We start from the raw sequence: 26,163 nt of genomic DNA on the forward strand, positions 1-26,163 counted from the left end.
GTGATGAGCGAATCAATTGCCGAACATTTACTTGATATAAAAGCCGTCTTTTTGCAGCCGAACGATCCGTTCACATGGTCGTCCGGGATGAAGGCGCCTATCTATTGCGATAATCGATTAACGATGTCTTATCCGAAAGTCAGAAAAGAAATTGCTGAAGGGCTGGCGGAACTGATCAAAAAACAATTCCCTGAAGTGGAACTGATCGCAGGAACAGCTACGGCAGGCATTCCGCATGCAGCATGGGTCAGCGACATACTGGGCCTGCCCATGTGCTATGTCAGATCAAAAGCCAAGTCCCATGGAAAGGGAAATCAAATAGAAGGAAAAGCTTCGAAGGGGCAAAAAGTCGTTGTGGTTGAAGACCTGATCTCTACCGGAGGAAGCTCCATCACTGCTGTCAAAGCGCTTCAAGAGGCAGGCTGCGATGTTTTGGGTGTTGTCAGTATTTTTTCCTATGAGCTGGATAAAGCGAAAAAATCTTTTGGTGAAGAAGGTATCAGGGCTTTTTCTTTAACGGGTTATTCAAACCTGATTGAAACAGCATTCAATAAAGAATTGATCAAAGAAGAAGATCTTGAAACACTCCGCAACTGGCGCGAAAACCCGGAAGAATGGGGAAAATAATCAATGAGAAAAAGGCTGTTTTAATAGGCAGCCTTTTTCTCATTGACTTTCATGGTTCGTACCAGTTCTTCATTTGGCGTGACATACACAGTTTTCTGCTGATCATATATGACAAACCCCGGCTTTGCGCCGTTCGGCTTTTTTACATGGCGGACTTTGGTGTAGTCGACGGGTACGGAAGAAGAATCTCTCGCTTTGCTGAAATAGGCGGCAAGCATAGCAGCTTCGAGGATGGTCTCATCCGTTGGATCGGTACTGCGGATAACGACATGGGAACCCGGAATATCTTTCGTATGGAGCCAGATCTCGTCCCTGCGGGCCAATTTGTTTGTTAAATAATCATTTTGCTTATTATTTTTTCCCACAAGGATTGCGGTTTTGTCGCTTGCTTCATACCTCTCAACAGCAGGCTTTCCCGACGGCTTTTTCCTTGACCTGTTTTGCCGGCGCCTTATATAGCCTTCTTCGATCAACTCATCGCGAATTTCATCAATATCTTCGACTGATGCAGAGGATAATTGCTGGAGCAGCCCATCAAAATAAGTGATTTCATCCTTTGCCTGTTGAATCTGTTGTTTGACTACGCTAATGGAGTTCTTGGCTTTTTGATATTTGGTGAAAAAGCTTTGCGCATTTTCCGATGGCCCCTTTCGGGGATCCAGCGGGATGCTGACTGTTCCGCCTTCAGTGTCATAATAATTCACAACGGAAACTTCTTTCATGCCCCTTTTGACAAGATGCATATTAGCAGTTAAAAGCTCTCCAAGAAGCTGAAACTTGTCGGCTTGTTCAGCTTTATCCAATGTCGCCTCAAGCTTGATGATTTTCTTTTCATTTTTTTCCTTCTCATTCTTCATCAATCTTTCCAGGTCCATCGCCTGCTGTTTGACCCGGTCCCTTTCGGCCTTGCCGAAATAGAAGCTGTCCAGCATACTGCTTAATGTAGAAAAAGGTTTGGATTCTCCCTTCATATGCGTAAGCGGCAGCAGATAAAAAGCGCTTTTGCCCCCGGAACTTGTGATGGTATAATGGTATTGATGTGAATTTACTTGTTCCATAATTTCCAAGAAAACCGGTGGAAGGGTGCTCCTGTTAACCATGCCGCAGCGGAAGGTGATTTCTTTGGCAAAAAGCGGAGAAATCCCTGCGAACTGCTGCACAATTTGCCGATCGATTTTTCCGCTGTTAAAGTCGATGTTCCGCATCACATCCTCGGTGCCGGCTTCCAATGGATTCAACTTGTTCTGTGCAGGCGGAAATATATACGTGCCGCCGGGCAATACAGTCCTGTAGCTGTTCACTGAAGCGGGAATATGCTTGATGCTGTCTATTATTTTATCATTTGCCTGATCCACAAGAATGATATTGCTGTGCCTTCCCATAATCTCCATGATTAAAAGCTTGATTGATTCATCTCCGAGCTCATCTCTGCCTTTCATTTCAAAAATGACAATTCTGTCAAGTCCGGACTGGTATATGTTTTGGACAATGGCGCGGTCCAGATGTTTTCTCATCATCATGCAGAACATGGGAGGCTCATCAGGACTCGAATATGATTCCTCTGTCAACTGTATCCGGGAATAGCTGGGATGGGCGGAAAGCAGAAGTTTATGGTTCTTTCCCTTCGCCCTAACAGTAATGACCATTTCATTTTTATACGGCTGCTGAATTTTATTGATCCTGCCGCCAATCAATGTTTCAGAAAGTTCCTTTGTCATAGCCCTGGTAAACAGTCCGTCAAAAGCCATTAAAAACATCCTTTACTTATATAATTATGATTCCGTGATTTTTTACCTATAAGAAAAATTATATCATGAATGGCCCTGTTCCTGAATAAGCTTGCAATGATAAGGACAACTATTGCTTGTCATAGGGGAAGGCGGTTGTGCGATGATATACCACCAAATGGATACAAATGAGGCGGCGAAGTCGCTTCATACAAATACAAAGACAGGATTGTCCACTAAGATGGCTGATGAGAGAAGAAAAAAGGTTGGCCGGAATGAACTGTCAGAAGGGGAAAAACAATCTGCCATCCTTCTTTTCTTCAGCCAATTCAAGGACTTTATGGTGCTTGTATTATTGGCGGCCACGCTAATATCCGGGCTGCTCGGTGAATATGTCGATGCGGTCGCGATCATGGTCATTGTTTTAATCAATGGCTTACTTGGTTTTATCCAGGAAAGCAAAGCAGAAAAATCCCTGCAGGCATTAAAAAATTTATCCGCGCCAAAGGTCAACGTTCTCCGGGACGGGCGTTGGATAAAAATAGATTCAAAAGATGCTGTGCCTGGTGATATTCTCAAACTTTCAAGCGGTGACCGGGTGGGAGCCGATATGCGGATCATCGTTTCAAACAATTTGGAAATAGAGGAATCGGCTCTGACCGGGGAATCGATACCTGCTCAGAAACATTCAGATCCCATTCTGGATGAAAATCCTTCTCTCGGAGATTTGAACAATATGGCATTCATGGGAACGATGGTGACCCGGGGAAATGGGATAGGCATCGTCACGGCAACCGGAATGAACACGGCAATGGGAAAAATTGCCGGGATGATCCAAACCGCTGAAACGATCATGACTCCGCTGCAAAGAAGACTCGATCAGCTTGGAAAAATTTTAATCACAGTCGCGCTGCTTCTGACAGTCGCGGTCGTATTGGCAGGTATTTTCCATGGCCATGATATTTATACGATGTTCCTGGCAGGTGTCTCCCTTGCTGTTGCGGCCATTCCGGAAGGCCTGCCCGCCATTGTCACGATTGCCCTGTCACTGGGTGTCCAAAGGATGATCCGTAAAAATGCGATCGTCCGAAAGCTTCCGGCTGTTGAAACGCTCGGATGTGCCTCGGTCATTTGCTCAGACAAGACGGGAACAATGACCCAAAATAAAATGACCGTCACCCATTTATGGGGCGGCGGAAAAACATGGACAGTGGCCGGTTCCGGGGAATTTTTCGCCCAGGACAAAAAAATTGAGGTTGAAAGGGAGAAAACACTGTACCAGCTTCTCACTTTTGGGACACTGTGCAATAATGCCGAAATCAAAATGTCAGGCAAGGAACTGAACGTGGACGGGGATCCGACGGAAGGTGCATTGTTAATCGCAGGGGCAAAGGCCGGGATCGATAAAAAATCCCTTCTCGGGCAGTTCATCATCGAAAAGGAATATCCATTCGATTCCGCCCGCAAGATGATGAGCGTTATCGTAAAAGGTCCTTCCGAAGAACGTTTTGTCATTACAAAAGGAGCACCGGATGTCCTGTCATTAAAAAGTGATGCCATCCTGTGGGAGGGAAAGCAAAAAGCCTTAAGCGGCCAGCTGATGCAGGAGGTCCAAGGTGCTGTGAAACAGTTGGCATCCATGGCGCTCAGGACAATTGCCATAGCCTATAAGCCTTTGAGAGGCCCAATTCCGGAAAGAGCCGAAGATGTTGAGAAAAATTTGACATTGATCGGTTTACAGGGAATGATCGATCCCCCGCGTCCTGAAGTGAAAGCAGCTGTCGCTGAGTGTAAGAGGGCAGGGATCAAGACGGTAATGATCACAGGCGACCATGTTGAAACCGCGTGTGCCATTGCCGGCCAGCTGGGTATCCTGTCAAACGGTGCCAAGGAAACAAAGGTAATGGATGGGCGCAGGCTCAATGAGCTTTCTGTGAAAGATCTTGAAACCGTAGTGGAAGACATATCTGTTTTTGCGAGAGTATCTCCGGAGCATAAATTGAAAATAGTCAATGCACTGCAGAACAAAGGCCACATTGTAGCGATGACAGGCGATGGTGTAAACGATGCCCCTGCCATCAAAGCAGCCGATATAGGAATCGCGATGGGAATCACCGGGACAGACGTGGCCAAGGAAGCATCTTCCCTTATCCTTCTGGATGATAACTTTGCAACGATCAAAGCGGCAATCAAAGAGGGAAGGAATATTTACGAAAATATCCGGAAATTCATCCGGTATTTGCTGGCATCAAATGTGGGGGAAATACTTGTTATGCTGTTTGCCATGCTAATGTCCCTGCCACTGCCCCTAGTTCCCATCCAAATCTTATGGGTCAATCTGGTCACTGATGGATTGCCGGCTATGGCTCTTGGGCTGGATCAGCCGGAGGAAAACGTGATGCAAAGAAATCCGCGGCATCCCAAAGAAGGCGTTTTTGCCCGCGGGCTCGGCTGGAAAATCCTTTCCCGCGGATTTTTGATCGGAGTTGTCACTTTGGCTGCTTTTGTCATCGTCTATCATCGCAATCCAAACGATTTGCCATATGCCCAGACAGTTGCTTTTGCCACACTCGTCATGGCCCAGCTCATACATGTATTTGACTGCCGGAGCGAAATATCGATCTTTTCCCGAAATCCATTTGAAAATAAATATTTGGTCTGGGCGGTCATTTCCTCGGCATTGCTGATGTTTATCGTCATTTATGTCCCTGTTTTCCAGCCGATTTTCCACACGGTGGCGGTTGAACCGAGAGACTGGCTGTTGATCCTTGGCCTGAGTGCAGTCCCCACCTTTTTGCTGGCAGGAACGTTTTTTTCAAGAAAAAGAAAATAGTGTATGTTATAATCAACAAGGTAATAGAGATATCTATTGCCTTTTTTTCTTCAAGTTAAAAATATAAATCATTATTTTAAGAAAAGCGCAAGCGCCCGTTTAGCGACGTACAAACTGGAGCACTCCGCAATGAGATAAAGGAAACACGGCGAGGTACGAGCCGATGTTGACTTATCGGAGTGGAGGAGTGTGAAGTTTGCTAGTCGCTGGGCGCTGGAGCTGGACAAAGAAAGGCCTCTATTGAAAAAAAATTTTCATATCAGCTTATACTTTCTTTTACTTTTAAAAAAAGAATGGACAACTAATCAAGGCGATTGCGCTTTTTGTTGAACGGAGTGACTCATATGGTGATGAGCATGACCGGTTTTGGACGGAGTGTCAAACAGACATCCGATTGCATGGTGCAAGTTGAAATCAAAACTGTTAACCATCGCTACCGCGAATTCCACATAAAAATGCCTCCACAGCTTTCCCAGGCTGAAATCCCGCTTCGGAACCAGCTCAGCAAGCAATTCAACAGAGGCCGGATTGAATTGAATATCAAAGTGTCAGGAAATATTTCACCGGGAAAAGAATTGCATATTGACTGGGATTTGATGGACAGTTATTATCATTTTATAAAGGAAGCAAAGAAGAGATATCGATTGGCCGAGGAAACCGTTTTATCCGATCTGTTCAGGCTGGAAGAAGCCGTTATAGTTGGCGAAACAGGCGATATTGACGGCGATGTACTTTCATTGTTATTGAGTGCTGCCGATGATGCAGCCGCTCAGGTACTGAAAATGCGGGAAACAGAAGGAAACTCATTATCAATTGAATTGGATTCTTACATAAACTCTCTGGAAGAACTTGTCCAAAAAACAAAGGAACTTTCCCCATTGGTTCAAAAAACATATACTGACAGGCTCCGAAGCAAATTATATGAAATGGTGAAGGAAAACATAGATGAAACAAGGATTGTTTCCGAAGCTGCCATTTTTGCCGACAAAGCCGACATAAGTGAAGAAACGGCAAGGCTTATAAGCCACATATCCCAATTTAGGGAAGCACTTTTTGCGACTGGGCCGATTGGAAGAAAAATGGACTTCATCATACAGGAAATGAATCGGGAAGTGAATACGATCGGTTCCAAAGCCAACGATTCAAACATATCCATCATGGCGGTTGAAATGAAAGTGTTGATTGAAAAGTTGCGTGAACAGGTGCAGAATATCGAATGAATGATAGAAATAAGGCTGAGCAGCCGAAGTCGACTGGAGGAGCAGCATGCCGATACAGCTCTTAAACATAGGTTTTGGAAATATTGTTTCTGCCAACCGGATCATATCAATTGTCAGTCCTGAGTCAGCGCCGATCAAAAGGATGATTCAGGATGCCCGTGAGAGGGCAACCTTAATAGATGCTACATATGGAAGAAGGACGCGTGCGGTGATCATCATGGATAGTGAGCACGTCATTCTTTCGGCAGTACAGCCTGAAACGGTTGCCCAACGTTTAATTTCGAATGGCCAGGAAGAAGGGTAGGATTATTGAATGAGTGATAAAGGGATTTTGATTGTGCTTTCCGGACCGTCAGGAGTTGGGAAAGGGACTGTCAGAAAGGCGGTCTTCTCACGGCCGGATGCCAAATTTGAATATTCTATCTCCATGACGACGAGAAAACCCCGCGAAGGGGAAGTTGACGGAGTCGACTACTTCTTTAAGTCCAAGGAGGAGTTTGAAAAGCTGATCGAAGAGGGGAAACTGCTTGAATACGCTCAATACGTGGGCAATTATTACGGCACTCCTGTTGATTATGTAAAGGAAACATTGGAAGCCGGAAAAGATGTTTTCCTGGAGATTGAAGTTCAGGGTGCCAAACAGGTCCGGGAAAAAATCCCCGATGGCATCTTCATTTTTCTCATGCCCCCAAGCCTTGCCGAACTGAAAAACAGAATTGTCGGCAGGGGAACAGAGTCGGTGGATTTGATCCGCAACCGAATGGAAGCAGCAAGGAAAGAAATTGAACTGACAAGTATGTATGATTATATTGTTGTAAATGATGATGTCGAGCGGGCAGTTGACAAAATCAATGCGATTGTCCAGGCGGAGCACTGCCGCAGTGAGCGCGTCATTGATAAATATATCGAAATGCTGGAGGTGAAGTAACATGTTATATCCTTCAATAGATAAATTAATGAATGTGATCGACTCCAAATATTCACTCGTAACGGTTGCGGCAAAAAGGGCACGTAAGCTCCAGGAAGATCATAATCCCCAGCTGGAAAAATACAGATCACATAAGTTTGTAGGAAAAGCCCTTGAAGAGATTTATAATGGAGTCTTGACGATGAAAGAGCCGGATGGCGATGAGTCAGAAGATGAAGCCAAACAAGATCCGGCATAATAATCCGTCATATTCAACCTGTCGACAAGGCAGGTTTTTTCTTTTATAAAGACCGTAAATCATTCATAATAGAAAGAATAGAGGATGAAAAAAGGGGATATTTGCTGTGGAAAAAAAGAATGTTTTGTTATGTGTCACAGGGGGCATTGCCGTTTACAAAGCTGCAGATTTGACAAGCAAGCTTGTGCAGTCAGGCTTCAATGTGAAAGTCATCATGAGTGATTCTGTGAAGAAGTTTGTCACCCCGCTGACGTTCCAGGCTTTATCGCGAAACGAAGTCTTTGTGGACACTTTTATTGAAAATAACCCTGGAGTGATTGCCCACATAGACCTAGCTGATTGGGCGGATTTGATTTTAGTAGCCCCTGCAACGGCCAATACGATCGGCAAGCTGGCAAACGGGATAGCGGATGACATGGTGACCACCACTCTGTTGGCGTCGGCAGCCCCGGTCTGGATTGCGCCTGCAATGAATGTCCATATGTACGGGCATCCTGCCGTCAAAAAGAATATGGAAACCCTTATGCTGATGGGCTGTAATTTTCTCGAACCGGGGGAAGGTTATTTGGCTTGCGGCTATGTCGGAAAAGGCAGACTGGAAGAACCGGCTAAAATTTTGGAACTTGTGAAAGCCCATTTTGAATCGGAAAAGTTATTTGCAAGCAAGACATTTTTAATAACAGCAGGTCCTACAAAGGAGAAAATCGACCCCGTCCGGTATTTTACCAATCGATCCAGCGGCAAAATGGGCTATGCTCTTGCAGAGCAGGCGGCATTGATGGGAGCAAAAGTCATTTTGGTTACAGGGACAAATGCACTGCCGGAGCCCAAAGGAGTAAAAGTCATACATGTTGAGAGCGCTGCGGACATGTACGATGAAGTAATGGCTTATGCGGATGAAGCCGACGTGATCATCAAGAGTGCCGCAGTTGCAGATTACAGGCCGAAATTGGTACATGATTCGAAAATGAAGAAGCAGGCTGGCGACATGGCCATAGAACTGGAAAGGACGAAAGACATCCTATTTGAGCTGGGACAAAAGAAAAAACACCAGTTTCTCGTCGGATTTGCTGCAGAAACCGACAATATGGAAGAGTATGCCAAAAATAAGCTGATCAAGAAAAATGCAGATATGATCGTGGCGAACAATGTAGCTGCAGAAGGGGCCGGTTTTGCAGGGGATACGAATATCGTCACAATTTTTCATAAAGACCTTTCGAGCGTTTCGCTCCCGTTATTGAGCAAACAGGAAACGGCAAGAAGGATTTTATTGGAGATATCGGAAAAGCTGGGGGATGATTGACGCTTATGACAATAGCACAGGTTATTGTTGATGTCCCTTCCTTGGGGACAGACAAGGTATTCGATTACGCTGTTCCGAAAAAATGGGAAGGCATGATCCGGCCGGGCATGCGGGTAGCTGTTCCCTTCGGCCCAAGGTCCATACAGGGCTTTGTTGTCAAGTTGAACGAACATACGGATATAGAAAAAATAAAAAATATCATTCAGCCGCTTGATTTGGCGCCGGTATTGAATGAAGAACTGCTTCAATTGGGAGACTGGATGGCGAAGGAGACCATATCTTATAAAGTATCTGTTTTTCATGCGATGCTGCCCGTTGCCATGAAAGCCAAGTATGAAAAGATCATCAGAAGGACGGACAATGCGAGCCTGCTCCTCGATGAGCTGTTTGAGGGAAAACAGGAGGTTACATGGAAAGAAGCTGAAAAGCGCAGCCTTCTCCCGGCACTGCATAAAGAGATTGAAAAAGGCAACGCCGAAGTGATTTATTTTGTAAAGGACAGGGCAAGGAAAAAGTTGAAAAGGGCTGTTGAATTGGCCGCTGGAAAAGATGAGCTGGAAGACATTCTCTTTTCACTCCCATCCAACGCCGTCAACCAGGCAAAGCTGATCCGGCATCTATTGGATTCAGAGCCGGGTATGATTGAAGCGGCTGTTTTGGCCAAGGAAGCCGGGGTGCCCGCAGCTGCCATTAAGGCACTGATCAAAAAAGGCGTTTTATCGGAACATATGGTGGAAGAATACCGTGATCCTTATGAGCACAAAGACTTTGAAAGAACAAGCCCGCTCCCTCTTACAAAGGACCAGCAGGCAGCAATGGATCCGATTTTGCGTTCTATCGCGGAACGATCACATGAAACGTTTCTTTTATATGGCGTAACCGGAAGCGGGAAAACGGAAGTGTACCTGCAGGCGATCCAGGAAGTGATCAAACAGGGAAAAGAAGCGATCGTCCTTGTTCCTGAAATTGCTTTGACCCCCCAGATGGTTGAGCGGTTTAAAGGAAGATTCGGAAGCGACGTGGCTGTCTTGCACAGCCGGCTTTCCATTGGGGAACAATACGATGAGTGGAGAAAGATTCAAAGGAAAGAAGTGAAAGTGGTTGTCGGCGCACGGTCTGCGATATTTGCCCCTTTTGAGAATCTCGGCATCATCATTATCGATGAAGAGCATGAGTCAAGCTATAAACAGGAAGAGATTCCGCGGTATCATGCGCGCGATGTAGCCATCAAAAGAGGGGAGTACCATCGCTGTCCTGTCATTCTCGGAAGCGCGACACCTTCGCTTGAGTCTTTTGCCAGGGCCCAAAAAGGCGTCTATCACCTGCTCACCCTTTCAAAAAGAATGAATGACAGGGGATTGCCTCCAGTAACGGTTGTTGATATGAGAGAGGAAATGCGAAGCGGGAACCGGTCGATGTTTTCATCCGATCTGTTTGAAAAAATAAAAGACCGCCTTCATAAAGGGGAGCAGACCGTCCTGTTCCTGAACAGGCGGGGCCATTCCACTTTTATCATGTGCAGGGACTGCGGTTATGTCATGCAATGTCCCCATTGCGATATTTCCATGACCTATCACCGCTCATCCAATGAAATGAAGTGCCATTACTGCGGTTTCCAGACGGGCGTTCCTGCGGAATGCCCGGAATGCGGCAGCAGCCATATCAGATATTTTGGGATGGGTACACAAAAAGTTGAGGAAGAACTGGTAAAACTCCTCCCTGAAGCAAGGATTATAAGGATGGATGTGGATACAACGACGAGAAAAGGGGCACATGAAAAGATTCTCGAGCATTTCCAAGCCGGTAAAGCAGATATTTTACTGGGGACTCAAATGATTGCCAAGGGCCTGGATTTTCCCAATATCACCCTTGTAGGGGTGCTCAGTGCGGATACGATGCTGCATTTGCCGGATTTTCGGGCTGCAGAAAAAACGTTCCAGCTGCTGACCCAGGTCAGCGGAAGGGCGGGAAGGCATGAATTGTCCGGAGAAGTGGTTGTTCAAACGTATACCCCCGAACATTACAGCATTCAATTGGCCGCCCTGCAGGATTACCAACGTTTTTATAATCAAGAGATGGCCATGAGAAAAATCGGTCTATACCCGCCCTTTTATTACCTGGCGCTTGTGACCGTCACCCACGAGGATCTGATGCAGGCGGTGGCCGCTACCGAGAAAATATCAAATTTCTTAAAATCAAACATCTCTGAAGAAGCGATTTTATTGGGCCCTGTCGCTTCGCCGATACCAAAGATCAATGATAGATATCGCTATCAATGTCTGATAAAATACAAGCGTGAACCAAACCTTTTTTCAGCAATGAGAAAAGTACTGGAGCATTATAATCCACAAGCTTCCCGTGATGGTTTATCCATCACGATTGATATAAACCCATATAATATGATGTAGCGAACAGAAAGAAGGGTCAGCTTTGTCTATACTTCAAATCGTTCACCACCCAAATGAAATTCTTGAAACTGTGTGTGAACAGGTGAAAAGCTTTGACAAGAATCTCCATCGTCTATTGGATAATATGTATGACACGATGATCGCCGAAGATGGTGTCGGGCTTGCGGCTCCGCAAATCGGCATAATCAGCCAAATTGCAATAGTAGATATTGGGGAAGGGGAAGAATCAGGGCGGTTTGAATTGATCAACCCGGAAATCATCGGGCAAAAAGGTACACAGATCGACATTGAAGGATGTTTAAGCTTTCCAGGCATTTATGGAAAAGTCCCGCGGGCGCAATTGGTCATAATCAAAGCAAACGACCGTTACGGGGATGAATTTATTTTGGAGGCGGAAGGCTATCTGGCGCGCGCCATCCAGCATGAAATCGATCATTTAAATGGGGTTCTTTTTACATCGAAAGTGGTTGAATATGTCGATGAATCGGAACTGGGAGATTGGAGTGAAGAACAATTACAAAAGTGATATTCATGGGCACGCCTGACTTTTCCGTGCCCATTTTGAAAAGACTCGTTGAAGACGGTTATGATGTTGCGGCTGTTGTCACACAGCCTGACCGCCCTGTAGGAAGAAAAAGAGTGATGACCCCTCCGCCTGTGAAGGTGGAAGCGGTGAATCTCGGCATACCTGTTTTCCAGCCTGAAAAAATCCGTGCTGCAGAGGAAACGGAAAAAATATTGGCAATTGGCCCTGACTTGATCATTACGGCAGCATTCGGACAAATTTTGCCAAAGGAAATATTGGAATTCCCAAAGCTTGGCTGCATCAATGTGCATGCTTCCCTCCTTCCTGAACTTCGCGGCGGGGCCCCCATTCACTATGCCATTTTACAAGGGAAAGATAAAACCGGTGTTACCATCATGCATATGGTTGAGAAATTAGATGCGGGAGATATGATCAGCCAGGTGGAAGTGCCGATAGAAGAACATGATGATGTCGGTTCCCTTCATGATAAATTAAGCTCGGCAGGCGCTGAACTTCTTTCTGATACGCTGCCGAAAATCATTTCCGGTGAAGCTGATAGAATTCCCCAAAACGAGGATTTGGCTACATTTGCCGCCAATATTACACGTGAACAGGAAAAGATTGACTGGAAAAAAACCGGCCGGGAAATCTATGATCAAATCCGGGGCCTGCGGCCTTGGCCCGTGGCCTATACAAAGCTCAACAATGAAGTGCTAAAAATCTGGGGAGCGCAAAAGCAGGCCGGCCAAGTTGGCGAACCAGGAACGATTATAAAAGTCGAAAAAGACGGGTTTATCGTTTCCAGCGGGGATGACACTGCGATAAAAATAACTGAACTTCAGCCTGCCGGCAAGAAAAGGATGCCCGCTTCCCAATTTTTAAGGGGAGCCGGCTCATTTCTGGAACCGGGGCTGAAATTGGGCGGACATGATGAATAAACATAAAAAAAACGTCAGGGAAGCTGCACTGGATATTATCGAAGCGGTGGAGAGGAACCGTTCATACAGCAATCTCCTTCTCAACGAAACAATTAAAAAGTATCAATTCACAGGTGCGGATGCCGCCCTTTTGACGGAAATCAGCTATGGGACAATCCAAAGGAAAATGACGCTTGATTATTATTTGAATCCTTTTGTAAAAAAGAAAGTGGAACATTGGGTCAGGCTTTTATTGAGGCTTTCCGTCTACCAGATGGTATACCTTGACAAGATTCCGGACCGCGCAGTCATCCACGAAGCTGTTGAAATTGCTAAAAGACGCGGCCATAAAGGGATAGCAGGACTGGTAAATGGAGTATTGAGATCCATTCAAAGAAAGGGAATACCCTCCCTTGATGAAATTAAAGATCCAACCGTGCGGCTTTCCATCGAAACAAGCCATCCCGAATGGCTCGTTAAGCGTTGGATTGATCAGTATGGTTTTGATCAAGCAAAGAAAATGTGTGAAGAGAACCTTCTTGCCCCTGTACAGACTGCCAGAGTGAATGAAACCCTCACAAACCGGGAGCATGTCATTGAACAACTGAAGGAAGAGGGGATATCGGCTGTCCCGAGTCCTTTGCTTCCATTCGGAATCCAAGCGGTGGAAGGAAACCTTGCCCGTTCAAAAGCATATAAAGAAGGGCTTTTTACGATTCAGGATGAAAGCTCTATGTTAGTGGCTTATGCCCTTGAGCTTGAACCCGGCCAGCGAGTGCTGGATGCATGTGCAGCCCCGGGAGGAAAAACAACCCACATTGCAGAAATGCTTGATAATACAGGAAAAGTGATTGCACTTGATCTGCACCCCCATAAAGTAAAACTGATTATGGATCAGGTTAAAAGGCTTCATTTGAAAAATGTGGAGGCAAAGGCCATGGACAGCCGCAAAACGGGGGATGTCTTTGAAATGGAATCATTTGACAGGGTCCTTGTGGATGCCCCTTGTTCGGGACTTGGAGTATTGAGGAGAAAGCCTGATATCAAGTATTCTAAGGCCGAAGAAGATATTTATGCACTAAAGAGCGTACAGACGGATATTTTGAATGAAACGTCCAAGCTGGTTAAAAAAGGCGGATTACTTGTGTTCAGTACATGTACCGTCGATAAAGAAGAAAATGAGGAAACGGCCGCACACTTTCTGGAACATCACCCTGAGTTTGAACCGAATTGTCTTCGAATGCCGGGAGCACTGCCAATGAAGGATAATGAATATTCATTGCAAATTTTCCCGCAGGATTTCGGCGGAGACGGGTTTTTTATATCCTCTTTCAGAAAAAAAGGATCATAGTATGGAAATAATGACAATAGCAGATTTTGTATTGAAGGGTGAGGTGGTAGGATATGCTGGCAATTTTTAAAACAGATACGGGAAAGGTCCGGCAGCATAATGAAGACAATGGCGGGGTCTTCATGAATGTGCAGGGGGAAGTGCTGGCAATTGTGGCTGACGGAATGGGGGGGCACAAAGCGGGTGAAGTGGCAAGCGGCATTGCTGTTAATGAATTAAAACAACAATGGCAAGAGGTCCGAACAGCCCTTACTCCTGCGGAAGCGGAACAATGGCTTCAGGAACACTTTGCTGCTGTCAACAAAAAAATCTTTGAACATGCGAAAAAAAACTCACATTGTGAAGGCATGGGAACGACGATCGTTGCCGCAATCTGCACCAGCAGGTTTGCAACAGTGGCAAATGTCGGTGACAGCCGTTGTTATGTAATGAATGAGCAAGGCTACGCCCAGTTGACGGAAGATCACTCCTTTGTGAACGAGCTTGTTAAAACCGGACAAATATCACCTGAAGATGCTGCGCATCATCCCAGGAAAAATATCGTATTAAAAGCGGCCGGGACCCAAGAGGAAATAGACATAGATACAAAAACCCTCACTTTTGAAGAAGGGGACAAAATATTGCTCTGTTCGGACGGCTTGTCCGATAAAGTGAGCAAAATTGAAATGGAACAAACATTGAAAGCATCCCTGACAAAAGAAGAGAAGGCTGACCGTTTGATTGAACTGGCCAATCAATATGGCGGAGAAGATAATATATCACTTGCCATAGTAGAATATGCGGCCCGCGGTGAAAGCAGGTGCAATGAATGCTGATCGGAAAAAGAATTAGCGGGCGCTATAAAATCATTAAAATGATTGGCGGCGGCGGAATGGCCAACGTCTATCTGGCCCGTGACATGATATTGGACCGTGATGTGGCGGTGAAAATTTTGAGGCTGGATTTCGCGGACGAAGAAGAATTCATCCGCCGGTTTCAGAGGGAGGCCCAGTCGGCGACAAGCCTGAACCACCCGAACATCGTAAACATTTTCGATGTAGGTGAAGAAGATAATATTTACTACATCGTCATGGAATATGTGGACGGGTTGACCTTGAAGCAATACATACAAAACTATTATCCCATTTCGGTTGAAAAAGTGATTGATATTGTCAAGCAGCTGACTTCTGCTCTTGAACACGCCCATTATAACCATATTATCCATCGTGACATCAAACCTCAAAATATTCTAATAGACCACGACGGCAATGTGAAAATAACGGACTTCGGTATTGCCATGGCATTAAGTGCCACGTCCATCACGCACACAAATGCTGTGCTCGGTTCTGTACATTATCTGTCCCCTGAACAGGCCAGGGGGGGAATGGCGACAAAAAAATCGGATATTTATTCACTGGGGATCGTTATGTTTGAACTTTTGACAGGGAGGCTTCCTTTTTCCGGCGAGTCGGCTGTCTCTATCGCTTTAAAACATTTGCAATCGGAAACTCCGCCTCCGACAAGGTGGAACCCCGATATCCCGCAAAGCGTGGAAAATATCGTTTTGAAGGCAACAGCCAAAGATCCCTTCCTCCGTTATAACAGTATCGAAGAAATGGAAAAAGATCTGGAGACAGCACTTGATCCGGAGCGGATGAAAGAACCGAAGTTCATCATTCCGGAAGATCATGAAGCAACAAAAGCCATCCCGGTCATAACAGAAGATCATGTTGAATCACTCGACGATGACACAATGATCCATCAAATAGATACGAAAGACGTAGAAAAAACGGACAAGAAAAACAAGGATAAAAATAAAAAAACAAGGAAAAAGTGGCCTTGGGTTGTCGGCTCCATTCTGGCTGTCCTGATTATTGCCGCAGTTTTCCTCATAATGATGCCCGCACTGATGAGCGCCAAAGTGGTACAAGTGCCGGACGTGAGCGGAGAGATGTATGACGATGCGGTGAAGAGTCTGGTGGATGCCGGATTTGAAGTCGGTGAAAAAATTGAAACAACCGATGAAGTTGTGGCGGAAGGCGAAGTGATCAAGACAAGCCCGAAGGCCGGCCGTGAAGTGAAAAAAGGCAGTTTGATCAATGTCTATGTGAGCACAGGCAAGGAAAAATTTGAGCTCTCCGATTACAAGGGCAGGGACTATGATAAAATTGTTGAACTGCTCGACAAAGAAGGCTTCGATCATATTGATCGAGAAGATGTCTATGATACTGCTGCACCGGGGACAATCATTGAGCAGGATCCCGCACCGGGTTCTGAAGTGGTTCCTTCTGAAACCACATTGATTTTTAAAGTGAGTTTGGGTGAAGAAAAGGTCACTTTGGAAGATTTGTCAGGCAATAACCAAAAAGGTCTTGAAAGCTATGAAAAATCAACCGGGTTAATAATCGATTCTTCCAATGAAGAATATTCGGACGATGTGCCGGAGGGGCTCGTCATAAAGCAGGATCCAGCCCCGGGTACCGAGCTGATGAAAGGCTCTACCGTAAAAGTGACCATATCAAAAGGGCAGAAAGAAATCCCGCCTGAAAAGGTGACCAAAGAAATTACCATTCCATATGAGCCAAGTGAAGAAGGAAAGCCGCAGGAAATCAGGATTTTTATCGAAGATATGAATCACAGCATGACAGTGCCGGCAGAAACATTCACGATTGATTCCACAGAGAAAAGACAATTGGAATTTACAATAGAAAAAGGAAAAAAAGCAGGCTACAAAGTTGTAAGGGATAATACGGTCATCTTGGACGAGGAAGTTTCAGGAAAATAATTTTTGAAAAAAAGGATGGATGCCATGTCGGAAGGAAAAATCATTAAAGCATTGAGCGGATTTTATTATGTACTCGAAGGGGAAAATATCATTCGGTGCCGCGGACGCGGGGTTTTTCGGAAAAAGAATGTTACCCCTCTTGTCGGGGATTATGTCGTCTTCCAGTCAGAAAACGAAACGGAAGGCTATATCATGGAAATCAAACCGAGAAAAAATGAGCTCATCCGGCCCCCGATAGCCAATATCGACCAGGCGATTTTGGTCTTTTCGGCGGCCAGGCCGGACTTCAGTCCACTGCTTCTTGACCGTTTTCTCTCAGTGATTGAAGCGAATGACATTACTCCTGTCATTTGCATCACAAAGATGGATTTGTTATCTGAGGAGGAAAAGAAAAAGATCGGCTGGTACATTGATGGATACCAGTCGATCGGCTATGAAGTTTTTCAATTGTCGACAAAGACCGGAGATGGGCTAAAACAACTATTTCCATTCATCGATGGAAAAATCAGCGTCTTGGCCGGACAATCCGGAGTCGGGAAATCGTCCCTGCTCAACTCATTGCATCCTCAGTTGGATATAAAAACTGCGGATATTTCTGACCACCTTGGAAGGGGAAAGCACACCACCCGCCATGTGGAGCTTCTTCAAATCGGGGGAGGCCTCGTTGCTGATACACCGGGATTCAGTTCATTGGAGTTCCCGGAAATGGAGGCGGAAGATCTGCCATTTACATTTCCGGAAATTGAGCAATACGGAGAAAACTGCAAATTCCGGGGGTGTCTTCATATAAATGAACCTGGCTGTGCCGTAAAGCAGGCAGTCGAATCCGGCGAAATCCGCCAATACCGCTATGATCATTATCAGGATTTTTACCAAGAAATAAAGAATAGAAAGCCGAGGTATTAAGATGAAGATTGCACCATCAATTCTTGCAGCCGATTTTTTGAAACTTGGGGATGAAATAAAAGAAGTGGAAGCTGCAGGAGCAGATTACATTCATATCGATGTCATGGATGGACATTTTGTCCCGAACATTACGATGGGCCCCGGAACTGTAGCCGCAATCAAAACGGTGACGGACCTTCCACTTGATGTACATTTGATGATAGAGAATCCTCATTTATATATAGGAGACTTTGCCAAGGCCGGGTCTGATTATATAACGATCCATGTCGAAGCCGACCCGCATCTGCACCGGACGCTTCAAGAGATAAAGAAACACGGTGTAAAAGCAGGCGTCGTATTAAATCCTGCCACCCCTGCCGAGTCAATCAAGCATGTTTTGGAAGATATCGATATGGTTTTATTAATGACGGTCAACCCCGGTTTTGGGGGGCAGTCGTTCATTGAGTCCGTCCTTCCAAAGATAACGGAAGTTAAAAACATGGCGGATGAAAGAGGCCTGGATCTGGAAATCGAAGTGGACGGCGGAATTAATGCTGATACAGCCCGGCTGTGCAAGGAAGCAGGTGCGAATGTTTTCGTCGCCGGGTCCTTCATTTTTAATCAGCCTGACCGGAAAAAAGCGATTGATGATATTCGAAATCAATTAAAGCAAGCATGACAAGCGGTGAATTCCATTGAAAAAAACAATTCATATCGTAGCCGGAGGACCCGGAGCGTTAATTCCGGAGTTATCTGAATATCAGGAAGAAAACATCGTATGGATCGGCGTTGACAAAGGAGTTCAAACAATTTTCCATGCAGGGCTCCAGCCGGATTTGGCTGTCGGCGATTTCGATTCGATCAAGGAAGAAGAATTGGAGAGGATTGAACGTCAAGTTCCGTCACTGCGCCGGTTTAAGCCGGAAAAAGATGAAACGGACATGGAGCTGGCCATCATGTGGGCATTGGAAATGAATCCGCCTGCTGTCAAGATATTCGGCGGGACGGGGGGCCGGCTTGATCATTTCATGGCAAATGCGCTTATGTTGGGTAAATTCAAACGGGACCATTCCGGTATCAATTTTGAATTGATTGATGTTCAAAACAATCTTTCGGTCCATTTGCCGGGGGCCCATGAAATAAAGCGCGATGGGGAGAAAAAGTTCATCTCCTTTATCCCGATTTTTTCAGATGTATATGGATTGACATTGCAAGGATTCAAGTATCCCCTCAAACATCATCACGTCCCTGTAGGTTCTTCCCTATGCATCAGCAATGAACTTATTCAGGAAACTGGTCATTTTTCATTCGAAAAAGGCATATTAATGATGATAAGGAGCAAGGATTAATATTGGCATGAATGAACTGGTTATGCGTACTTATGTATAGATCATGAATATGATATGAATGAGAAAATGTCAGTTTTTTTATAGTGATGAGGAGGGGACCTGTATGAAGTTTTATACAATCAAGCTTCCAAGGTTTTTAGGGGGCATTGTGAGAGCGATGCTTGGAACGTTCAAGAAAGATTAATTTATAGGCGCTGTAGCTGGACGTAAGTTGGGGCTGAATGCTATATTTTTCTCGCAAATAAGTTTGGGAAACGCAAAAAGAGGCACCTGTTCAAGGCGCCTCTTTTGTGTTTCAAATCGAATATCAGTCCAGCTGCAAAGCGCCGATTACGGGCGCCGTACGCATTTGTGTTACACTCTTTCCACTTTGCCTGATTTAAGGGCGCGAGCGGAAACCCAGACACGCTTTGGTTTTCCATCGACCAAAATGCGTACTTTTTGAAGGTTTGCACCCCAAGTGCGTCTATTGGCATTCATTGCGTGTGAACGTTTGTTGCCTGTACTTGTTTTCCGTCCTGTAATAACACATTTTTTAGACATTGATGATTCCCCTCCTGTCACTGGCATTACCATAAATAATCGAATGATTATTTCATCCTTTTTATGAAAAGATACTTTAATAATTTATCACAGAAAGGCCCGCAATGCAACAAATCATTCAACTTCTGTCATGCTTGAATCCTTGACAGCATGAACTTGCTGTTTCCGCTTTTAAAATGGAACCCGTTATAGTAATATAATCATAGCTCACTAAGGGGAACAAAAGGTACGCGGCTTATTATAATAGGGGGGATAATTTGTGTCCATTGAAATGAAAACGAAATTTGGCCAAATTGATATTTCCAATGAAGTGATTGCTACGATTGCCGGCGGCGCTGCCATCGACTGTTACGGCATCGTCGGTATGGCTTCCAAAAGCCAGATTCGTGACGGATTGACCGAGATTCTAAGAAAAGAAAACTTCTCCAGAGGAGTCGTCATTCGCCAGGAAAACGATGAACTCCATATCGATATGTACATTATCGTCAGTTACGGGACAAAAATTTCTGAAGTGGCATTTAATGTGCAGTCTAAAGTCAAATATACACTGAAAAAAACGATCGGCATGTCTGCCGATACTGTCAATATTTATGTTCAGGGGGTTCGTGTGACGAATCCGTAATGAGGAGGAAAAGTTCGTGTCGATTACATCTTTGGATGGTAACCGCTTTGCCGAAATGATTCTTAGCGGTGCGAATCATTTGTCAGCAAATGCTGAAATCGTTGATGCATTAAATGTTTTCCCCGTACCGGACGGTGATACGGGAACAAATATGAAGCTATCCATAACATCCGGTTCAAAAGAAGCCCAGGCGAATAAGCAGGACCATATTGGAAAGGTGGGTGCCGCCTTTGCCAAAGGCCTGTTAATGGGGGCCAGGGGGAATTCGGGTGTCATTTTGTCCCAGCTGTTCAGAGGCTTTTCTAAAGATATCGAGCATAAATCAACGATCACGGGGGAAGAATTCGCCCATGCGCTGAAAGCCGGAATGGAAACAGCCTATAAAGCAGTCATGAAACCTGTCGAGGGAACCATTTTAACAGTGGCCAAGGATGCTGCGAATGAAGCGGTAAAGGCTGCCGGCAAAACGGATGATCTCATAGAAATCATGGAAAAAACTTTGGAAGAGGCGAAAAGATCTTTAGAAAGAACACAGGACCTGCTGCCGGTATTAAAAGAGGTCGGAGTCGTAGACAGCGGCGGCCAGGGACTTGTATTCGTCTATGAAGGTTTCTTGTCTTCCCTTGCCGGGAAGGAGATTCCGAGTGCGGGGCCTGCTGCTCCTTCGATGGAAGAACTGGTCAGTGCACAACATCATCAAAATGTCCATGGCTTTATGGATACGGAGGATATTAAATTTGGGTATTGCACCGAATTCATGGTTCGGCTGGAAAACGGCAAACGCCCTTATAATGAAGAGGAATTCCGCTCCGATCTCAGCCAATACGGTGATTCGCTTCTTGTCATTTCGGACGAAGATGTGGCGAAGGTCCATATTCATTCAGAGCGGCCCGGCGAGGTGTTATCGTACGGACAGCAGTACGGCCCTCTGATCCATATGAAAATTGAAAATATGCGGGAGCAGCACAGTGCCCTTAAGAAGAAAAAACCGGCCGCCCGGGCCCCATTAAAGGAAAAACAAGAGTATGCCATCATTACAGTTTCGATGGGGAAAGGCGTCGGGAAGCTGCTCAAAAGCATCGGGGCTTCTGCCGTCATTGAAGGTGGGCAAACGATGAATCCAAGCACCGAGGATATCGTAAAAGCAGTAAAATCTGCAAATGCAAAAAATGTCATCATTTTGCCGAATAATAAAAATATCATTATGGCTGCCGAACAGGCTGCAGACATTGCGGAAGGAAATGTCGCTGTTGTTCCGTCAAAGACGCTGCCCCAAGGGATGGCCGCCATTCTTGCTTTTAATCCGACTGCCTCTCTCGAAACAAACTGCCAGGGCATGGCCGAGGCAATGAAGGAAGTAAAAACAGGACAGGTCACCTATGCAGTCAGGGATACGGTCATTGATGGAGTGAAGATCTCTAAAGGTGACTATATGGGAATAGCCGATGGTAAAATTGTAACGTCGGGACCTAACCTTTTGGAAACTGCCAAAAATCTGTTAAATGAAATGATTGATGAAGACTCGGAAATTTTGACTGTCCTTTATGGTGAGGATGCGGACAAGCAAGAACTGGACCAACTCACTGATTATGCAAATCAGAATTTTGAAGACATTGAAATGGAAGTCCATGATGGAGGACAGCCAGTATATACGTACATTTTTTCTGTTGAATAAATCTACTGATTGAGGGGGGCGGTTTTGCAGATCATGAATAGTCCTTTGGATCAAGAAGTGACAGTTTTAAAGGGCATAGGCGATGAGACTGGCGCCCAGCTGGCAGGCATGGGCATTCATACAATCCGCGATTTACTGTACTATCTTCCTTACCGATACGATGACTCAAGGCTGCGTGATTTAACCGAGGTAGAACATGATGAGCGCATTACGATTGAAGGGAAGGTTCATAGTGAACCTTCCCTTGTGTATTATGGAAGGAAACGAAACCGTCTGACTGTCCGCCTGCTGGTTGGAAGGTATTTAGTAAAAGCAGTCATGTTTAACCGGGGCTACCTGAAAGGAAAACTGCAGCCGCAAAGGACGATCACTGTTACCGGAAAATGGGACAAACACCGGCAGACTCTCACTTGCAACGAGGTCGTGCTCGGTCCCCATGAAAAGATCGGGGACTTTCAGCCGGTATATGCTGTAAAGGGCCAGTTGACTGTAAAAGCATTGCGCCGCTTTATTAAAGAGGCGTTCGAGACTTTCAGCGGGTATATTGAAGAAACCCTTCCGGAATCCCTCCTGGAAAAGTACAAGCTGGCAGGTATTGCAGATGCATTGAAATTCATGCATTTTCCGGAATCGGGAAAGGAAATGAAGCAAGGGCGGAGACGCTTTGTATATGAGGAATTCCTTCTATTCCAACTTAAAATGCAGGCCCTTCGCAGGACGAGAAGGGAAGGCACCCGGGGTGTCGGCCAAGACTATGACCTTCATAAACTAAAAGCCTTCATTTCTTCCCTTCCTTTTTCTCTTACAAATGCCCAGAAAAAAGCTGTGAACGAAATTTGCTTTGATCTGAAATCCCCGTATAAAATGAACAGGCTTCTACAGGGGGATGTCGGTTCAGGAAAAACAGTCGTCGCTGCCATTGCGATGTTCGCCAGTGTAACTGCCGGATATCAGGGGGCTCTCATGGTACCGACCGAAATTTTGGCAGAGCAGCACGCGGAATCGCTTCAAAGTCTTTTTTCACATACCGATCTATCCATCGAGTTGCTGACAAGCTCGGTGAAAGGCAAAAAGCGGGAGGATATATTAAATCGCCTTAGGAACGGTGATATAGATATCATGATCGGGACCCATTCCCTTATACAGGAAGATGTTGACTTCCATCACCTGGGCCTTGTCATTACAGATGAGCAGCACCGCTTCGGTGTGGAGCAGCGCCGGGTTCTGAAAGAAAAGGGCGAAAGCCCGGATGTCTTGTTTATGACAGCCACGCCTATCCCCCGCACATTGGCCATTACGGTGTTCGGGGAAATGGATGTCTCCATCATTGACGAATTGCCAAAGGGAAGGAAGCCGATTGAAACGTATTGGGCGAAGCATGAAATGCTGGATCGGGTTTTGGATTTCATGGAGAAAGAACTTCGTGACGGGAGGCAGGCCTATGTCATCTGCCCATTAATTGAAGAGAGCGACAAATTGGATGTCCAAAATGCCATCGATGTTTACGATATGCTGTCCAATCATTTCCATGGCCGTTTTAAGACGGGGCTGATGCATGGCCGTCTGCCTGCGGCGGAAAAAGATGATGTCATGAAAGCATTCAGTAAAAATGAAATACAGCTGCTTGTATCGACAACTGTCGTGGAAGTCGGAGTAAATGTTCCAAACGCGACATTCATGCTGATATATGATGCGGAAAGGTTCGGTCTGGCCCAGCTTCACCAGCTGCGCGGCCGGGTTGGAAGGGGAAGCAGCCAGTCCTATTGTATTTTGCTTGCGGACCCGAAAACGGAAATCGGAAAAGAAAGGATGCAGATCATGACCGAAACAAATGACGGATTTGTTTTGAGCGAGCGTGATCTTGAATTGAGGGGGCCGGGTGATTTTTTTGGAAAAAAACAAAGCGGCCTTCCTGAATTTAAAGTGGCTGACATGGTTCACGATTACCGTGTCCTTGAGATTGCAAGGAACGATGCAATGCAGCTGATAGAATCCGAGTCTTTTTGGAAAGATGAGCAGTTTTCTTCGTTAAGAAATCATTTGGAAGAGTCGGGCGCCCTGTCCGAAGAAAAACTGGACTAGGCTGGCCTGGCTGCATTTTTTAGTTGCAAGCTTGCGAAGCATTTTATATACTACTATTAATACCAAGTCTTAATATCGGGAAATGATGTGAATCAAATGAAGCCTTCGAAAAAGGAACGACAGAAATTGCTCGCTGAGACGATAGATGCCAATCCTTTTGTAACGGATGAGGAGCTCGCAGAAAAATTCATGGTGAGTGTGCAGACGATCAGGCTGGACCGTATGGAGCTGGCAATACCCGAATTGAGGGAAAGAATAAAAACTGTGGCGGAAAAACATGTGGAAAATGAAGTGAAATCACTTCCGATGAGCGAAGTGATCGGCGAGGTGGTTGACCTTAATTTAGATCAGAACGCCATTTCCATATTCGATGTCCGGGAGGAACATGTTTTCACCCGCAACTCCATCGCCCGGGGGCACCATTTGTTCGCCCAGGCCAACTCACTTGCAGTTGCGGTCATCAATGATGAACTGGCTTTGACCGTCAAGGCAAAAATCTATTTCACCCGCTCTGTAAAAGTGGGAGAGAGGGTAGTGGCAAAGGCAAAGGTGCGCCCATATAAAAAAGGCGACAAACGGACCATCGTGGATGTTGAGAGCTTTGTCGGCGGGGAACTGGCATTCAGGGGCGAATTTGAAATGTATCGTCAGTGACTAAGAAAAGCGGAAGCGCCTGTCCATCGACGTACAGACTGGAGTGGCTCCGACGAGATAAAGGATAATGAAGTGCGAGAGTGCCTGCTTATCGGCGACAAGCATAAGACGAGCGCTGAAGAAGGCGTAGTTTGCCTTCAGCAGCGATTGGCTTATGACCTCGAGCCGATGGCACTCGCAGCCGGACAACACGGTGAGCCACAGGCGAACCGATGTTGACTTATCGTAGGAAAGCTACTACTTGAGATGCCTCGTGTGATGCTTCCTGGAATTGGCGTCGTGCAGCTTTTCTATGATGTTCGCCAAACATCCTCGAATATGCTACGCCGCAGGAGCACAATAGGCCCGAAGTCTGCTAGTCGATAGGCGCTGGAGCTGGACAATAAGAAAAGCGAAAGCGCCTGTCCATCGACGTACAGCTGAAGCTAGCACTGGAGCCCTCTGGAGCAGCTGGGCAGTTATTGAGTCATAGAAAACGCGCTGCCTTAGTTTTTGGAAAAAGGGAGATAGTTTATGAAAATAGCGATTGATGCCATGGGCGGCGATCATGCGCCGAAGGAGATCATTCTCGGCGTAAACAAGGCTGCCCGGGATTTTTCTGATACTGGATTTGTTTTATATGGTGATCAAGAACAGATACGGAAGCATCTTCAGCCAAATGAACGGATAACGATTGTCCATACGGATGAAGTGATCAGCCCGACGGATGAGCCGGTCAGGGCAGTGCGCCGCAAAAAGGAAGCTTCCATGGTGAAGATGGCCCAGGCGGTAGCGGATGGGGAAGCCGATGCCTGCATATCCGCTGGAAATACGGGTGCTTTGATGACTGCCGGTTTATTTATCGTCGGCAGAATCAAAGGAATCGAGCGGCCCGCATTGGCGCCTACCCTTCCAACACTGGACGGAAAAGGCTTTTTGATGCTTGATCTGGGGGCAAACGCGGATGCAAAGCCGGAGCATCTGCTCCAATATGCTTTCATGGGACAGATTTACGCTGAGAAAGTAAGGAAAATTGAAAAGCCAAGGGTCGCTCTATTAAACATCGGATCTGAATCCAATAAAGGGAACGAACTGACCAAAAAGACATTTGATCTCCTTGAGGGCTCCGATGTTAATTTTGTCGGAAATATCGAAGCAAGGGAATTGCTCGAAGGGCACGCAGATGTTGTTGTTACGGACGGTTTTACCGGAAATGTCGTCCTTAAAGCCATCGAAGGGACCGCTGCTTCCCTTTTTTCGATGTTAAAATCAACATTTACAAGCAGCCTTAAGAATAAGCTTGCCGCCGGGTTGATTAAATCGGACCTGGTTGAGCTGAAAAACAAAATGGATTATTCGGAGTACGGGGGAGCCGCACTGTTCGGACTGAAGGCCCCGGTTATCAAAGCTCACGGCTCATCCAATTCGAACGCGGTATACCATGCCATTCGCCAAACAAGGGATATCGTGATGAATGATGTGGCCGGAACAATAAAAGCCGCTGTCGCGGAACAAAAAGAATAAAGGGGGCA

The 26,163-nt window shown here is 45.8% G+C and carries 25 protein-coding genes; 23 read left to right on the top strand and 2 right to left on the bottom strand.

Annotated features, from left to right (window positions below; all coding sequences use genetic code 11):
• Nucleotides 1–3 precede the first annotated feature (3 nt).
• Nucleotides 4–627, top strand: a complete 624-nt coding sequence (gene pyrE, locus FS666_RS01085) for an orotate phosphoribosyltransferase (RefSeq protein WP_144461427.1) — start codon at nucleotides 4–6, stop codon at nucleotides 625–627.
• Nucleotides 628–647: 20 nt separating this feature from the next.
• Here pyrE and FS666_RS01090 read toward each other — a convergent pair whose 3' ends face one another.
• Nucleotides 648–2,375, bottom strand: coding sequence for an Rqc2 family fibronectin-binding protein (locus tag FS666_RS01090; protein ID WP_144461425.1), 1,728 nt, complete (start codon nucleotides 2,373–2,375; stop codon nucleotides 648–650).
• A gap of 142 nt (nucleotides 2,376–2,517) precedes the next feature.
• Here FS666_RS01090 and FS666_RS01095 point away from each other — a divergent pair, with 142 nt between their 5' ends.
• The 16 genes from FS666_RS01095 (at nucleotide 2,518) to spoVM (ending at nucleotide 19,260) form a co-directional block, all read left to right on the top strand.
• Nucleotides 2,518–5,187 carry a calcium-translocating P-type ATPase, SERCA-type gene (locus FS666_RS01095; RefSeq protein ID WP_144461423.1) on the top strand — a complete coding sequence of 890 codons (2,670 nt, stop codon included), beginning with the start codon at nucleotides 2,518–2,520 and terminating at the stop codon, nucleotides 5,185–5,187.
• Between the two features lie 344 nt (nucleotides 5,188–5,531).
• Nucleotides 5,532–6,407, top strand: coding sequence for a YicC/YloC family endoribonuclease (locus tag FS666_RS01100; protein ID WP_144461421.1), 876 nt, complete (start codon nucleotides 5,532–5,534; stop codon nucleotides 6,405–6,407).
• Between the two features lie 46 nt (nucleotides 6,408–6,453).
• Complete coding sequence (gene remA, locus FS666_RS01105; RefSeq protein ID WP_018705194.1) at nucleotides 6,454–6,711, top strand: extracellular matrix/biofilm regulator RemA; 258 nt, start codon at nucleotides 6,454–6,456, stop codon at nucleotides 6,709–6,711.
• A 9-nt stretch (nucleotides 6,712–6,720) separates the two neighbouring features.
• Entirely contained in the window at nucleotides 6,721–7,335 is a 615-nt protein-coding gene (gene gmk, locus FS666_RS01110) for a guanylate kinase (protein ID WP_120069536.1), read from the top strand.
• A 1-nt stretch (nucleotide 7,336) separates the two neighbouring features.
• On the top strand, nucleotides 7,337–7,573 hold the full coding sequence (gene rpoZ / locus FS666_RS01115; RefSeq protein ID WP_120069539.1) for a DNA-directed RNA polymerase subunit omega: 237 nt from the start codon (nucleotides 7,337–7,339) through the stop codon (nucleotides 7,571–7,573).
• Nucleotides 7,574–7,679: 106 nt separating this feature from the next.
• Nucleotides 7,680–8,876, top strand: coding sequence for a bifunctional phosphopantothenoylcysteine decarboxylase/phosphopantothenate--cysteine ligase CoaBC (coaBC, locus tag FS666_RS01120; protein WP_144461419.1), 1,197 nt, complete (start codon nucleotides 7,680–7,682; stop codon nucleotides 8,874–8,876).
• Nucleotides 8,877–8,881: 5 nt separating this feature from the next.
• Nucleotides 8,882–11,284, top strand: a complete 2,403-nt coding sequence (gene priA / locus FS666_RS01125) for a primosomal protein N' (protein ID WP_144461417.1) — start codon at nucleotides 8,882–8,884, stop codon at nucleotides 11,282–11,284.
• A gap of 22 nt (nucleotides 11,285–11,306) precedes the next feature.
• Nucleotides 11,307–11,810: a peptide deformylase gene (gene def / locus FS666_RS01130; protein WP_144461415.1), complete on the top strand. Its 504-nt coding sequence runs from the start codon at nucleotides 11,307–11,309 to the stop codon at nucleotides 11,808–11,810.
• A complete protein-coding gene (fmt, locus tag FS666_RS01135; protein WP_186306508.1) occupies nucleotides 11,798–12,748 on the top strand; it encodes a methionyl-tRNA formyltransferase in 951 nt (316 codons plus the stop codon). Before def ends, fmt begins: the two co-directional genes overlap by 13 nt.
• Entirely contained in the window at nucleotides 12,741–14,078 is a 1,338-nt protein-coding gene (rsmB, locus tag FS666_RS01140) for a 16S rRNA (cytosine(967)-C(5))-methyltransferase RsmB (protein ID WP_144461445.1), read from the top strand. The genes fmt and rsmB overlap by 8 nt, the downstream gene beginning before the upstream one ends.
• Before the next feature lie 53 nt (nucleotides 14,079–14,131).
• Entirely contained in the window at nucleotides 14,132–14,893 is a 762-nt protein-coding gene (locus FS666_RS01145; RefSeq protein ID WP_144461411.1) for a Stp1/IreP family PP2C-type Ser/Thr phosphatase, read from the top strand.
• A complete protein-coding gene (gene pknB / locus FS666_RS01150) occupies nucleotides 14,887–16,842 on the top strand; it encodes a Stk1 family PASTA domain-containing Ser/Thr kinase (RefSeq protein WP_144461409.1) in 1,956 nt (651 codons plus the stop codon). The genes FS666_RS01145 and pknB overlap by 7 nt, the downstream gene beginning before the upstream one ends.
• Before the next feature lie 24 nt (nucleotides 16,843–16,866).
• A complete protein-coding gene (rsgA, locus tag FS666_RS01155) occupies nucleotides 16,867–17,748 on the top strand; it encodes a ribosome small subunit-dependent GTPase A (RefSeq protein WP_120069863.1) in 882 nt (293 codons plus the stop codon).
• 1 nt (nucleotide 17,749) lies between these two features.
• The gene (rpe, locus tag FS666_RS01160) at nucleotides 17,750–18,406 is read left to right on the top strand and encodes a ribulose-phosphate 3-epimerase (protein WP_144461407.1); all 657 of its coding nucleotides are present in this window, start codon (nucleotides 17,750–17,752) and stop codon (nucleotides 18,404–18,406) included.
• Nucleotides 18,407–18,422: 16 nt separating this feature from the next.
• Nucleotides 18,423–19,076, top strand: coding sequence for a thiamine diphosphokinase (locus FS666_RS01165; RefSeq protein ID WP_144461405.1), 654 nt, complete (start codon nucleotides 18,423–18,425; stop codon nucleotides 19,074–19,076).
• A 103-nt stretch (nucleotides 19,077–19,179) separates the two neighbouring features.
• Complete coding sequence (gene spoVM, locus FS666_RS01170) at nucleotides 19,180–19,260, top strand: stage V sporulation protein SpoVM (RefSeq protein WP_018705181.1); 81 nt, start codon at nucleotides 19,180–19,182, stop codon at nucleotides 19,258–19,260.
• Between the two features lie 170 nt (nucleotides 19,261–19,430).
• On the opposite strand, the gene rpmB is transcribed toward spoVM, so the two are convergent.
• Entirely contained in the window at nucleotides 19,431–19,619 is a 189-nt protein-coding gene (gene rpmB / locus FS666_RS01175) for a 50S ribosomal protein L28 (RefSeq protein ID WP_018705180.1), read from the bottom strand.
• A gap of 259 nt (nucleotides 19,620–19,878) precedes the next feature.
• Here rpmB and FS666_RS01180 point away from each other — a divergent pair, with 259 nt between their 5' ends.
• From FS666_RS01180 to plsX, 6 genes are all read left to right on the top strand, one after another.
• The gene (locus FS666_RS01180) at nucleotides 19,879–20,241 is read left to right on the top strand and encodes an Asp23/Gls24 family envelope stress response protein (protein ID WP_144461403.1); all 363 of its coding nucleotides are present in this window, start codon (nucleotides 19,879–19,881) and stop codon (nucleotides 20,239–20,241) included.
• A 16-nt stretch (nucleotides 20,242–20,257) separates the two neighbouring features.
• On the top strand, nucleotides 20,258–21,916 hold the full coding sequence (locus FS666_RS01185) for a DAK2 domain-containing protein (RefSeq protein WP_144461402.1): 1,659 nt from the start codon (nucleotides 20,258–20,260) through the stop codon (nucleotides 21,914–21,916).
• 33 nt (nucleotides 21,917–21,949) lie between these two features.
• Nucleotides 21,950–23,998: an ATP-dependent DNA helicase RecG gene (recG, locus tag FS666_RS01190; RefSeq protein WP_144461443.1), complete on the top strand. Its 2,049-nt coding sequence runs from the start codon at nucleotides 21,950–21,952 to the stop codon at nucleotides 23,996–23,998.
• 96 nt (nucleotides 23,999–24,094) lie between these two features.
• Nucleotides 24,095–24,652: a transcription factor FapR gene (fapR, locus tag FS666_RS01195; protein ID WP_144461401.1), complete on the top strand. Its 558-nt coding sequence runs from the start codon at nucleotides 24,095–24,097 to the stop codon at nucleotides 24,650–24,652.
• 72 nt (nucleotides 24,653–24,724) lie between these two features.
• A complete protein-coding gene (locus FS666_RS19620) occupies nucleotides 24,725–24,871 on the top strand; it encodes a hypothetical protein (RefSeq protein ID WP_186306507.1) in 147 nt (48 codons plus the stop codon).
• A gap of 294 nt (nucleotides 24,872–25,165) precedes the next feature.
• Entirely contained in the window at nucleotides 25,166–26,155 is a 990-nt protein-coding gene (gene plsX / locus FS666_RS01200) for a phosphate acyltransferase PlsX (RefSeq protein WP_144461400.1), read from the top strand.
• The last annotated feature ends 8 nt before the right edge of the window (nucleotides 26,156–26,163 follow it).

The sequence above is a fragment of the Siminovitchia fortis genome, assembly GCF_007681465.1.
Lineage (GTDB): Bacteria > Bacillota > Bacilli > Bacillales > Bacillaceae_C > Siminovitchia > Siminovitchia fortis.